This is a genomic window from Nocardia fodinahabitans, from assembly GCF_052983615.1.
Map to the genome: position 1 here is coordinate 7,265,645 of NZ_JBRJJC010000001.1, position 12,462 is coordinate 7,278,106.

A 12,462-nucleotide genomic window follows, 5' to 3' on the forward strand; every position below is an offset into this window, starting at 1 on the left:
CGCCTCAGTCCATCGTGGGGATGACGAAGGCGTTGGACTCCTTCTGCCCCGCCGGCCAGCGCTGGGTCACCGTCTTGGTCTTGGTGTAGAAGCGGATCGAGTCCGGGCCGTGCTGGTTGAGATCGCCGAAGCCCGAACGCTTCCAGCCACCGAAGGTGTAGTAGGCGATCGGCACCGGGATCGGCACATTGATGCCGACCATGCCGACCTGCACGCGCGCGGCGAAGTCGCGGGCGGTGTCGCCGTCGCGGGTGAAGATGGCCACGCCGTTGCCGTACTCGTGCTCGTTGGCCAGGCGCAGACCCTCCTCGTAGTCCTGGGCGCGGACCACGGTCACCACGGGACCGAAGATCTCCTCCTGGTAGATCCGCATGTCGGCGGTGACCTTGTCGAACAGGCTCGCGCCGACGAAGTAGCCGTCCTCGGCGCCCTCGACGACCAGGCCGCGGCCGTCCACGACCAGCTCCGCGCCCTCGTCGACACCGATCTGGACGTAGTTGTTCACCCGATCCACGCCGTCGCGCCCGACCAGCGGACCGAAGTCGGCGCCCGGATCGTCGGACCGGCCGACATTGAGCTTGTGCACCCGCTCGGTCAGCTTGGCGACCAGCCGGTCGGCGGTCTCCTCCCCCCACCGGCACCGCCACCGAGATCGCCATGCAGCGCTCGCCCGCGGAGCCGTAGCCCGCGCCGATCAGCTGATCGGCGACATCGTCGAGGTCGGCATCCGGCATGACGATCGCGTGGTTCTTCGCGCCGCCGAAGCACTGGGCGCGCTTACCGTTCGCGGTCGCGGTCTCGTAGATGTACTGCGCGATCGGGGTCGAGCCGACGAAGCCGACGGCCTTGATCCGCGGGTCGTGCAGGATCGTGTCGACGGCTTCCTTGCCGCCGTTGACCACGTTGAACACCCCCGGCGGCAGACCCGCTTCGAGGAACAGCTCGGCCAGGCGCAGCGGCACCGACGGGTCGCGCTCGGAGGGCTTGAGCACGAACGCGTTGCCACACGCCAGCGCCGGACCGGCCTTCCACAGCGGGATCATGGCCGGGAAGTTGAACGGGGTGATGCCGGCGACGACGCCGAGCGGCTGCCGCATCGAGTACACGTCGATGCCGGTGCCCGCGCTCTCGGTGTACTCGCCCTTGAGCAGGTGCGGGATGCCGACGGCGAACTCGATGACTTCCAGGCCGCGCTGGATGTCGCCCTTGGCATCGGCGATGGTCTTGCCGTGCTCGGACGACAGCAGGGCCGCCAGGCTGTCGATCTCGTCGTTGACCAGGGTCAGGAACTTCATCAGCACCCTGGCCCGCTTCTGCGGGTTGAACGCCGCCCACACCGGCTGCGCGGCGGCCGCGTTGGCGATGACCGCCTCGACCTCGGCGGCGTTCGCCAGCGGAACCGTGGCCTGCACCTGCCCGGTGTTCGGATCGAATACCTCACCGAACGCGCCCGAAGCGCCCTTGACGTGCTGTCCGTCGATGAAGTGGGTGAGTTCGCGAACCATGCCAGTCCTTGTCGTGGGTCGGTGCGCCGAGGCGCAGGTGAATGGAGCTCCAATAGTTGGATGTCCAATCAATTGATACCATGGCAGCACTATTGGCGGTTTGTCAACATCTGATCATTCTATTGACATAACGCCAACAACTGCTCACGCTGGTGCGCAGCCCATCGACATCAGAGAGAGGAACCCGATGACCACCGCCGAAACCGACCACGGCACCGACGCCGAGTCGGAGCTGCAAGGCCTGGCCGAACTGGCCCGCAACTTCTTCGCGAACACAGTCGCGCCGCACCGCGAGGAGTTCGCCGCGCAGGGCTTCCCGAGCCGGGAGGTCTACCGGCAGGCCGGCGAACTCGGGCTGCTGTGCATGTCCATTCCCGAGGAATACGGCGGCGGCGGTGGCACTTTCGCCCACGAGGCGGTGCTGTTCACCGAGCAGGTCAAGGGCGGCGATTCCGCCATGCAGCTCGGCGTGCACACCGGCATCGTGCCGCACTACATCCTGGCCTACGCCTCGGAGGAGAACAAGAAGCGCTGGCTGCCCGAGCTCGCCTCCGGTGAGTGGATCGGCGCCATCGCCATGACCGAGCCCGGCACCGGCTCCGACCTGCAGAACATCGCCACCAAGGCGGTCAAGGACGGCGACGACTACCTCATCACCGGCGCGAAGACGTTCATCTCCAACGGCCGCAACTGCGACCTGCTGATCATCGCCGTCAAGACCGATCCCACCCTGGGCGCCAAGGGCGTCTCCCTGGTGGTCGCCGAGGTCGCCGACGATACCCCCGGCTTCGAGCGCGGCAGGCTGCTCAAGAAGATCGGCCAGAAGGGCCAGGACACCACCGAGCTGTTCTTCGACGGGCTGCGCGTGCCGCAGGCCAACCTGCTCGGCGCCGAGGGCGAGGGCTTCATCCAGCTCATGCAGCAGCTGCCCCAGGAGCGGCTGATCTGCGGCGTCGCGGCCGCCGCGGCGATCGAGGCCGCCGTCGCAGAGACGCTGGCATACGTCAAGCAGCGCAACGCTTTCGGCAAGCCGCTGTTCGCCATGCAGAACACCCGCTTCGAGCTGGCCGAGTGCGCGACGATCGCCGAGGTGGTGCGCACCTTCGTCGACTCCGCGGTCGAGAAGCACCTGCGCGGCGCGCTGGATGTCAAGACCGCCGCGATGGTCAAGTACTGGACCACCGATCAGCAAACCCAGGTGATCGACCGCTGCGTCCAGCTGCACGGTGGCTACGGCTACATGGAGGAGTACCCGATCGCCCGGATGTGGGCCGACGGCCGGATCTCGCGGATCTACGCCGGCGCCAACGAGGTCATGAAGGACCTCATCGCCCGCTTCCTCTGACACCCGGAGCCTGATCGAGCCCGTGACGCCGACCGGCGGCGTCACGGGCCTCGGGCTGGCAGGATCGACGCGTGACTACCGCGAACCTGACCCGTTCCGAGACCGCCGCGCGATCGGCCGCGGTCACCGTCCGCGACTACCGCGTCGACCTCGACCTGTCCGGCGCCTCCGACCACGCCGGGGACACCTTCGCCACCACGACGACCGTCGAGTTCGACGCGACCGTGGACCGGACCTGGCTCGATTTCCTCGGCGCCTCGGTCGAATCGGTGACGGTGAACGGGCAGGACGCGCCCGTCGACTACGACGGCGCCCGGCTCGCGATTCGCGATCTCGCCGAGACGAATACGGTCGTCGTGCGCGCCACCGGCCGGTACAGCCGCTCCGGGGAGGGCCTGCACCGGTTCCTGGACCCGGTCGACGGCGCAACCTACCTCTACACCCAGTACGAGCCCGCGGACGCGCGTCGGGTGTTCGCGTGCTTCGAACAGCCGGATATGAAGGCGCCCTTCACCTTCGTGGTGACGGCGCCCGCCGGCTGGGAGGTGGTGTCGAACCGGTCGGTCGCGAAGGTCGAAGACGGCGAGTCCTGGCAACGGGTCGAGTTCTCCCCCACCCTGCCGATCTCCACCTACATCACCGCGATCGCCGCCGGTCCGTACCACCGCGTCGAATCCGCGTGGACGCGAGACGAACTCACGGTCCCGCTCGGCGTCCTCTGCCGTGCCTCCCTGGCGGGCTACCTCGATGCCGACACGATCCTCGAGGTGACGAAGCAGGGTCTGGACTTCTTCGCCGAGCACTTCGCCTATCCGTACCCCTGGGGCGAGTACGACCAGATCTTCGTGCCCGAATACAACCTCGGAGCCATGGAGAACCCCGGCCTGGTCACCTTCACCGAGGCCTATGTCTTCCGTGGCGCGGCCACCGCCGCGCAGTACGAGGGCCGGGCGAACACGATCCTGCACGAGATGGCGCACATGTGGTTCGGCGATCTGGTGACCATGGTGTGGTGGGACGATCTGTGGCTCAAGGAGTCCTTCGCCGACTACATGGGCGCGCTCGCGAGCTCCGAGGCCACCGAGTGGACCGATGCCTGGGTGGCCTTCGCGAATCGCCGAAAGGCGTGGGCGTATTCGCAGGATCAGCTCCCGACGACGCACCCGATCGTCGCCGACATCGGCGACCTCGAGGCCGCCAAACTCAACTTCGACGGCATCACCTACGCCAAGGGCGCCAGTGTGCTCAAGCAATTGGTCGCCTACGTCGGGCGCGACGAGTTCTTCACCGGCGTGCGCCGATACTTCCGCACGCACGCGTTCGGCAATACGACCCTGGCCGATCTGCTGGCCGAGTTGTCCGCGGATTCGGGCCGCGATCTGGCCGGCTGGGCACGGGCCTGGCTGCAGACGACCGGCATGTCGACACTCACGCTCGACAGCGGCGCGATCGTGCAGACCGACCCGCGCCCGCATCGGCTCGCCGTCGGGCTCTACGACTACGACGCCGCGGGTGATCTGGTGCGCCGTGATCGGGTAGAACTCGACCTCGTGGCCGATCGGACCCCGGTCACCCTGGAGCCCGCGCCGCTGCGCCTGCTCAACGACGGCGACCTCACCTACGCCAAGGTTCGCCTCGACGCCGATTCGCTGGCCACAGTCGAACGGTCGCTGGACCGGGTCACCGACCCGCTGGCCCGCGGATTGATCTGGTCGGCGCTGTGGAACGCGGCGCGGGACGGCGAACTCGACGTCGAGCGGTATCTGCGGATGGCCCGCGACTTCGCACCCGCCGAATCGAACACGGCACTGCTCGCCGCCGTGCTGGCCAACGCGTCGTTCGCCATCGGCCACTACCTGCCCGCGTCGGCCCGGGACCGGTGGCGCGGTGACTGGCTCGAATCATGCTGGGCCACCCTGCATTCCGCGGCGCCGGGCTCCGGCGGCCAGCTGGCGTTGGCGCGGGCGACCGCGACCGCCGCCACCGTCGACAGTCGTCGAGCCGCCGATATCCGTGGCATCCTCCTCGGCACGGCGCCCGCACCGGACGGGCTGGCCCTGGACCCCGACCTGCGTTGGCTGCTGTGGACCGCACTCGCCGCGACCGGCGCCGCGACGGAGGCCGACCTGGACACCGTGCTCGCCGGGGACAGCACCGCCTCGGGCCGGACCGCGCACCGCCGGGCACTGGCGGCCCGCCCGGACCACGAGGTGAAGGCCGCTGCCTGGGCCTCGGCGCTCGGCGACACCACGCTGACCAACGATCACCTCGACGCCGTCATCGACGGGTTCCGCGCGGGACAGCACCGTGATCTCATCTCCCGCTACGACGGCGAGTACTTCGCGGTGCTGCGGGAGGTGTGGGATCAGCGCAGCATCGAGATCGCGCGGCGCATCGTCCTCGGGCTCTTCCCCGCCACCGACTCCCTCGACCAGGTCGACGCCTGGCTCGCCGAGAACGCCGACGCGCCGGGCGCGTTGCGCCGCTTGGTGGTCGAACAGCGCGACCATCTCGCCCGCGATCTGCGGGTGCGCGCAGGCGGCCGGTAGCGCGGCGAAGGCGCTCAAAACCCAACACGAGCTCGCCGGTCACCTGTGGGTGACCGGTGACACCGCGGCCCGGCTCGTCGCGATCCTGATCTGCAGGCCGAAGGCCTACACCGCGGCCGGACTCGACGCCATGCTGCGCGACGCCCGCGTCCCCAAGGTGCACGACTGGCTCCTCAGCTACGTGGTCGAGAAGAGCCCCCACGTCGAGGAACTCCGCCTCGCCTGGTTCGCCGACCCCGACCCCGTCGGCGCCGGTGCGGGCTGGGCGCTGACCAGCGACCGCGTGGCCGAGTCCGCCGACGGACTCGACCTGCCACACCGTCTCGACGGGTTGGGGCATCCGGCGGTGCAGCTCGCACGATCGGGCGCGCTCATGTCATCGCCGCGGTCGCGGGTCCAGCCGAGCTCGCGCGCGTGCGCGACCTCGCCGATGATGCGGTCGACTATTCCCGCTGGTGCTGACGCCGTCGTGCGCTCGGCAGATCGGTCACCCGGCCGGGCGCGGGCTTGCCACGCCGAGGCGGGTGATCAAGCGGGACAGCCAGTCCCGGGCGGCGGGCTGGTCGTTGTCGAGCAGGAGCTGCACGGTGACGCCGTCGTAGGCGGCGACGACCGAGTGGGCCAGTTCGGCGATCGAGCCCAGCTCCGGGGGCACGGTGAACCCGCTCGCGGCGAGTTTGTCGGCGATGGCCGCGCGCAGCTGGGCGCGGTGGGTGATCAGCCGGGCAGCGATCTCCGGTCTGCGCGCGGCGTGGGTGAGGAAATCGGTCTTCACCAGCAGCCAGTCGCGGTCGAGGAGCAGGGTCGCCGACAGGCGATCGACGAAACCGGCGACATCGGTGGGGTCGTCGACGGCGGCCAGCGCCGCGCGCACCTGCTCGGTGATCAGGGTGGCTCGCTGGTCGTAGAGGACGAAGAACAGCTCCTCGAGGCTGTCGAACTGGGAGTAGAACGCGCCACGGGTGTATCCCGCCGCGCCGCACACTTCCTCGATGCGGACCAGCCCGAAACCCTTCTCGGCGAACACGGAGAACGCGGCCTCGAGCAGCCGCGCCCTGGTCTCGGCCCGGCGCCGGGTCACGCGGGGTGGCTTGGCCGTCTCGGTCGTGTTCACGGATCGACGATACCTCCCCCCCTATTCGATGCAGTAATGTATCCGATGCAGGGATGAAGCGTTTGCGGAGAGTGGAGGTAGTCCTGATGGATGCCGATGTCATCGTGGTCGGCGCGGGCCTGGCCGGTCTGGTCGCGACCCACGAGCTGACACGCCGGGGCAAACGCGTCCTGGTGGTCGATCAGGAGAATGCCGCCAACCTCGGCGGGCAGGCGTTCTGGTCCTTCGGCGGGATCTTCCTGGTCGACAGCCCCGAGCAGCGCCGGCTGGGCATCCGGGACTCGTTCGAGCTGGCCTGGAACGACTGGACCGGCAGCGCCGGATTCGACCGGCTCGACGACGAAGACAGCTGGGCCGCCCGCTGGGCACGCGCCTACGTCGAGTTCGCCGCCGGCGAGAAGCGTTCGTACCTCACCGATCTCGGTATCGGGTTCGTGCCGTCGGTCGGCTGGGCCGAGCGCGGCGATCTGCGCGCCGAGGGCCACGGAAACTCGGTGCCCCGGTTCCACGTGGCCTGGGGTACCGGCACGGGCGTGGTCGGGCCGTTCACCGAGTCCGCGCTGCGTGCCGCGGACACGGGACTGGTGACCTTCCGGCATCGGCACCGGGTCGACGATCTGGTGTTCACCGACGGCGCGGTCACCGGCGTGCGCGGGGCGATCCTGGCCGACGACGACGCCGAACGCGGCGCACCGTCCAACCGCGACGTGACCGGCGAGTTCGAGTTCGCCGCTGCCGCGGTCGTTCTCGCCACGGGTGGCATCGGCGGCAATCACGAGACCGTCCGACGGCACTGGCCCGCACGTCTCGGCGCGCCGCCGGCGAACATGATCACCGGCGTCCCCGCCTATGTCGACGGGCGCATGCTCGATATCGCGGCCGACGCCGGGGTCCGGCTGGTCAACCGGGATCGCATGTGGCACTACACCGAGGGCATCCGGAACTGGAACCCGATCTGGCCCGACCACGCGATCCGGATCCTGCCCGGCCCGTCGCCGATGTGGTTCGACGCGCTGGGCCGCCGCCTGCCCGCGCCGTACCTGCCCGGCTACGACACCCTGGGCACGCTGCGCTACCTGCGCACCACGCCCGAGCTGGCCGAACACGACCACTCCTGGTTCATCACGACGCAGCGGATCGTCGCCAAGGAGTTCGCGCTGTCGGGGTCCGAGCAGAATCCCGACATCACCGCGAAGAACCGCGTCGGCATGATCCGGGAGCGCGTCTTCAGCAAGGGGGCTCCCGCGCCGGTCGAGGCGTTCAAGGAGCACGGAGCCGATTGGGTGGTCGCCGATACCCTCGACGGACTGGTGGCGAAGATGAATACGCTCACCGCGCAGCCCCTGCTCGACCCGAACCGCCTTCGTGCGCAGATCGTCGCCCGGGATCTCCAGGTCGACAACGCTTTCAGCAAGGACGCCCAGATCCAGGGCATCCACAATTCCCGCCGCTACCTCGGCGATCGCCTCACCCGCACCACCGCGCCGCACCGCATCCTCGACCCGGCCGCCGGACCGCTCATCGGCGTGAAACTCCATGTGCTGACCCGTAAGTCGCTCGGCGGCATGCAGACCGACCTCGACTCCCGGGCGCTCGGCGCCGACGGCATCCCGATCCCCGGCCTCTTCGCGGCCGGCGAGGCGGCCGGATTCGGCGGTGGTGGCGTGCACGGTTACAACGCGCTCGAGGGCACCTTCCTCGGCGGGTGTGTCTTCTCCGGGCGCGCGGCGGGACGGGCGGCGGCCGACGCCTGATCGGCGGCCCGGGCAGCGAAACACGAACGGCGCCCCGGTGTTCCGGGGCGCCGTTCGGGCAGCTGCTACCGCGTCAGCGGATCAGGCGTCGCGCACCGCCGTCACGATCGCGACCATCGCCGCGGACAGCGCGGCGATCACGACCCCGGCGAGGACCACCGCGGCGGCGAAGACCGTGAACTGATCCCAGCCCATCATCAGCGCCGCCACGCCCAGGATCACGACGGCCGCGTCGACGACCACCGCGGCCAGCACGATGTCGTCACGCCCCAGCAAGCGCGGGGTCAACGCGACGGTGGCCAGGCCGAGCAGGACCGACACCAGCCCGACCGCGACGAAGACGGGGACGGCCGTTCCGGTACCGACGTCGGTGCCCAGGATCAGCGCGGCGAAGGGGACGAGGCCGTACAGGACGCGGATCGCGCCCACACCGCGCAGCGTCCACGAGGACACATCGACGGGGGTACCCCCGGTGGAAGTCTGGGTCGCGTACGCCATGCGCACGGTTGCCACCTGGCTGGTCATATCCCGCTCCTTCGACATTTTCACACCGTCGTGCAATTGCACGCTAGTGTGAAACTACGCGCGTTGCACAACGGTGTGCAAGCAGTCGTGGGGGGACTCACAGACGCCCGGGTTCGTGCCGGACAGCACACCCGAAACCCCTCGCGGACACAGCGTTTCGACGAGCTGTGGCGAAGCAGGCGATCAGTGCTGCGCGGACTCCACGGCGGTCCGGGCGATCTCGGCGGCGGCGCGGCGGTCGACACCCACCGCGATCAGGCAGGCCAGGGCGGCGTCGCGCGCGGCGTCCGCGTCGACCCATTCCCCGTCGCTGTGCGCGTTCAGCAGCGCGAGCACCAGCGCCGTGAGCACCCTGGCCACCGCAGCGGGCGGCAGGTGATCGGCGAAGGTCCCGTCGGCTTGACCAGCGGCGATCAAGGTGACCAGCCGGGCGCGGACGGGCGCGAGCCGGTCGGTCATCCGGGCGCGCGACCCGGCTTCGTCCAGCCGCAGCAGCAACTGGAATTCGTCGCCGACCGCCCACAGCGCGACCGTCATATCGGCGATCGCCCGGGCGGGCGGTTGCGCGGTATCGATACTGACCAGCGCCCGGCCCACCTGTTCGAAGGCGTCGTCGAGCATGCCGTCGATCAGTGCTTCCCTGGTGGGGAAATGGCCGTAGAGGGTGCGCCGGACCATGCCCGCGGCGGCGGCGATGTCCTCCATGCTCGCCAGGGGATTGCGCAACAACTCGTCCCCGGCCACGGCGACGATACGTTGCCGATTGGCCAGTGCGCGCGGGCCGAGGCCGGCGGTGGTCGAGTGCGTCGTCGCAGTCACGGACATCCTTTCACCCACCACACTCCCACACCTGCGCAAAGGTGTGCAAAAAGCGGGCCGTGGGGTTCACCGGATGCGCGGGCGCTCCTCCGCCCAGGCCGCCTCCGGTGGCGTCGAGGCGTTCGCGCGGGACCTGTTTTCCCGCGCCGATGGCGGGTAACGCGTCCAGGAACGAGACCCGATCCGAAACGAGGAGGTACCGGTCATGCCGCAGCAAGCGTGGAGTACCAAGCGCGAACGCCAGTACAAGCACATCAAGGAGTCCCAGCGCGAGCGCGGCGTCGGCGAGGACAGGGCCGAGGAGATCGCGGCCCGCACCGTCAACAAGGAGCGCGCCCGCAGAGGCGAGTCGACGACGTCGAGCAAATTGTCACGCACGGATATGTCCTCCGGGCGACGCGGCGGGCAGCGCGCCCATCGCAAGGGACCTCGTGGACTCACCCGCGACCAGCTCTACGAGGAAGCTCGGCACCGCAATATCAAAGGCCGCTCGACAATGAACAAGGAGCAGCTGGCCCACGCGCTCGGTCGGGACTGACAGCCGAACCGGCCGGGTCAGGCCACACTGTGGCTCCCCGCGCGGCGCCCGGAGAAGACACAGTCGGCCAGGGACAGTCCGCTGACGTAGGAGTTCGAGCAGACACCGACGGCCGCGCGGCCCGCCGCGAAGAGGCCGGGAATCACGCCGCCCGCCTCGGCGCGGACCGCGCCGGTGTCCTCGTCCACCAGCAGCCCACCGAGGGTGAGCATCGGCATCGGGTAGGTCAGTCGCGCGCTGAACGAGATGTCGAGCAGGGTGAAGGGGCCGGTGCGCAGCGGGCGGCGGATGTCGTCGGGCTTGCCGAGCGGGTCGGGGAGGTTGTGCTCGATGGCGCGGTTGTGCGCGTCGACGGTATCGCGCAGGGCGGCCGGGTCGATCCCCGCGCGCGTGGCGACCTCGTCGACGGTGCGGCCGCGGCTGCGGCCGATCCGCAGCAGTCGTTCGGTCTGCATCCGCTGGAACCACACCGACTGCGGGCCGAGCTGCGCGCGGGCCTCGGCTTCGAGTGCGGCGTCGACCAGCAGCCAGCCCCGGTTGCCGGGGCTGGTGGCGATCGCCGCGCCCAGTGCGGCACCGTAACGGGATTCGTCGATCATCCGCTGCCCCAGGGAGTTCACGGCGATCGCGCCGAAAAGCGCGCTGGGCGGCGCGATGAAACGCCACGTCGACAGCGCGTCCAGCTTGCCGCTCGCGGCGCCGATGTCCTGCGCCATGGTGATACCGCTGCCGTCGTCACCCGCCGTGCCCAGTGGCAGGCCCTGCGACCACGGATAGTCGGGGGCGTGCCGCGCGACCATCGCCCCATTGGCGATGAACCCACCCGTGGTGAGGACCACGCCGGATCTCGCCTGGATGCGCACCGGCGTGCCGTACTTGCGTTCGATCCGGGACAGCAGGACTTCCACGACCCGTCGCAGACCCTGGTGGTAGACACCGGGTTTCGCCGAGATCCGGGCCAGCGCGGCGAACCGGCGCAGCACGCCGGCGGGCGCGCCGTCGATCGTCACGGCCTCGATGCCCGTGACGCGCCCGTCCTCGACGACCAGCCGGGTGGCTTTGGTCCCGGTCCGCACCCGGACGCCATGCGCCGCGGCAGACTCCGCGAGTGGGCCGAACAACGCCTTGCCGGAGACGCCGGGGCCGTGAGCGCGGTGTCCGCGCTGCCGCGGCTTCGCGAGTTCCCGGTAGCCGCCGGAGTTCTCGCTGCCCGAGTAGTACAGGTAGTAGTCGTCGGACGGATAGGACGTCTTGTACGGGCAGACCGACGCCTGGAACGGCACGCCGTGGCCGGTCAGCCAGTCGATCATCGCCGGGGATTCCTCGCAGAACCTTCGCAGCGTCTCGGCGTCGACCGCGTCGCCGACCTCGGCCTGCAGGTAGGCCAGCATGTTGTCGACGTCGTCGTCGATGCCCGCGTCGCGCTGCACCCAGGTGCCGCCGCCCGCGTAGACGATGCCCCCGGACAGCGCGGTCGCGCCGCCACCGAGGTAGCGGTCGACCGCCAGCACCTCGGCGCCCGCCTCGCGCGCCGCCAATGCCGCGCACACACCCGCGCCGCCGTAGCCGACAACCACGACATCGGCCGCATGATCCCAGGCCCGCACTCGTCCACCTTCCGAACCGACGCCGACCCCATCGTCGCCATCAGATCGACTATAACGTGTTCTAGAAGTTCGGCGAGCGTGCCGGTCGCCGCCCTACCCGTGCACGCGCACACGCCCACCGGTCAGCTGCGCCGCCACGTGGTCGATCGCCGCCACCGGCTGATCGAGCAGATGCACGGCGGTCCGCAGGCCCTGCACCCCGCCGACTCGCCTGTCCAACACCCGCCGCACATCGGCATGGTCGAGCCCGGACACACCGCGCGTTCCCCGTCCCACTCCCGGAAACAGGTCGACGACGAGCAGGTGGGCGCCCGGCCGCCGGTGCAGGCGCAGACCCCGGACCGTCTCCCACGGCAGGAAGATCGAGTCCGGTGCGGCATCGATACTCAACCGGAGTCCAGCAGGTGACAGACGCATCGCCGCCGGCGCGACGCCCATCGTCTGCCAGGTCGTGCGCAACCGATCCCGCCGACGAAGCTTGACCACGCCGTCGACACCGAAAATCACCGCAAGCGATGCACGAACTGCCCCGTTGCAGGCACTGCCAGGAGGCCCTTCGGGAGCGGACGACAGCCGCACGTCCAACGGCGGAAGGGCAATTCGTGGTCGATCACAAACCCGGACAACACCGGCAGGTGGTGGGCACCGGTACTGTGGCTAGCGCCCACCGGACGCGGTGTCGGCGTTCCACTGCGACAACCTGGAT

Annotated in this window: 9 protein-coding genes and 2 pseudogenes; 5 read left to right on the plus strand and 6 right to left on the minus strand. The window is 69.7% G+C overall.

Features of this window, described 5'->3' with window-relative positions; translation table 11 throughout:
* Positions 1-4: 4 nt before the first annotated feature.
* A pseudogene (locus NV348_RS34245) lies at positions 5-1,505 on the minus strand (CoA-acylating methylmalonate-semialdehyde dehydrogenase).
* Between the two features lie 187 nt (positions 1,506-1,692).
* Between NV348_RS34245 and NV348_RS34250 the strand changes: the two are divergent.
* From NV348_RS34250 to NV348_RS34260, 3 genes and pseudogenes are all read left to right on the plus strand, one after another.
* Positions 1,693-2,850 (plus strand): acyl-CoA dehydrogenase family protein, encoded by a 1,158-nt coding sequence (locus NV348_RS34250; RefSeq protein ID WP_447150628.1) that lies wholly within the window; start codon positions 1,693-1,695, stop codon positions 2,848-2,850.
* A 71-nt stretch (positions 2,851-2,921) separates the two neighbouring features.
* The gene (pepN, locus tag NV348_RS34255; RefSeq protein ID WP_447150629.1) at positions 2,922-5,399 is read left to right on the plus strand and encodes an aminopeptidase N; all 2,478 of its coding nucleotides are present in this window, start codon (positions 2,922-2,924) and stop codon (positions 5,397-5,399) included.
* A 4-nt stretch (positions 5,400-5,403) separates the two neighbouring features.
* Positions 5,404-5,727, plus strand: a pseudogene (locus NV348_RS34260) (DNA alkylation repair protein); the annotation flags it as partial.
* A 159-nt stretch (positions 5,728-5,886) separates the two neighbouring features.
* On the opposite strand, the gene NV348_RS34265 reads toward NV348_RS34260, so the two are convergent.
* Positions 5,887-6,513, minus strand: coding sequence for a TetR/AcrR family transcriptional regulator (locus NV348_RS34265; RefSeq protein WP_447150630.1), 627 nt, complete (start codon positions 6,511-6,513; stop codon positions 5,887-5,889).
* A gap of 86 nt (positions 6,514-6,599) precedes the next feature.
* On the opposite strand from NV348_RS34265, the gene NV348_RS34270 reads away from it, so the two are divergent.
* Entirely contained in the window at positions 6,600-8,267 is a 1,668-nt protein-coding gene (locus NV348_RS34270; RefSeq protein ID WP_447150631.1) for an FAD-binding dehydrogenase, read from the plus strand.
* A gap of 81 nt (positions 8,268-8,348) precedes the next feature.
* On the opposite strand, the gene NV348_RS34275 is transcribed toward NV348_RS34270, so the two are convergent.
* Together NV348_RS34275 and NV348_RS34280 are read right to left on the minus strand one after the other, a co-directional pair.
* Positions 8,349-8,792: a hypothetical protein gene (locus NV348_RS34275; RefSeq protein ID WP_447150632.1), complete on the minus strand. Its 444-nt coding sequence runs from the start codon at positions 8,790-8,792 to the stop codon at positions 8,349-8,351.
* A gap of 183 nt (positions 8,793-8,975) precedes the next feature.
* Positions 8,976-9,611, minus strand: a complete 636-nt coding sequence (locus NV348_RS34280) for a TetR/AcrR family transcriptional regulator (protein ID WP_447150633.1) — start codon at positions 9,609-9,611, stop codon at positions 8,976-8,978.
* 205 nt (positions 9,612-9,816) lie between these two features.
* Between NV348_RS34280 and NV348_RS34285 the strand changes: the two genes are divergently transcribed.
* Positions 9,817-10,149, plus strand: a complete 333-nt coding sequence (locus tag NV348_RS34285; protein ID WP_447150634.1) for a plasmid stabilization protein — start codon at positions 9,817-9,819, stop codon at positions 10,147-10,149.
* Positions 10,150-10,166: 17 nt separating this feature from the next.
* Here NV348_RS34285 and NV348_RS34290 read toward each other — a convergent pair whose 3' ends face one another.
* Together NV348_RS34290 and NV348_RS34295 are read right to left on the minus strand one after the other, a co-directional pair.
* Positions 10,167-11,756, minus strand: a complete 1,590-nt coding sequence (locus tag NV348_RS34290; RefSeq protein WP_447150635.1) for an FAD-binding protein — start codon at positions 11,754-11,756, stop codon at positions 10,167-10,169.
* A 93-nt stretch (positions 11,757-11,849) separates the two neighbouring features.
* Positions 11,850-12,341, minus strand: a complete 492-nt coding sequence (locus NV348_RS34295; protein ID WP_447150636.1) for a hypothetical protein — start codon at positions 12,339-12,341, stop codon at positions 11,850-11,852.
* Positions 12,342-12,462: the final 121 nt, after the last annotated feature.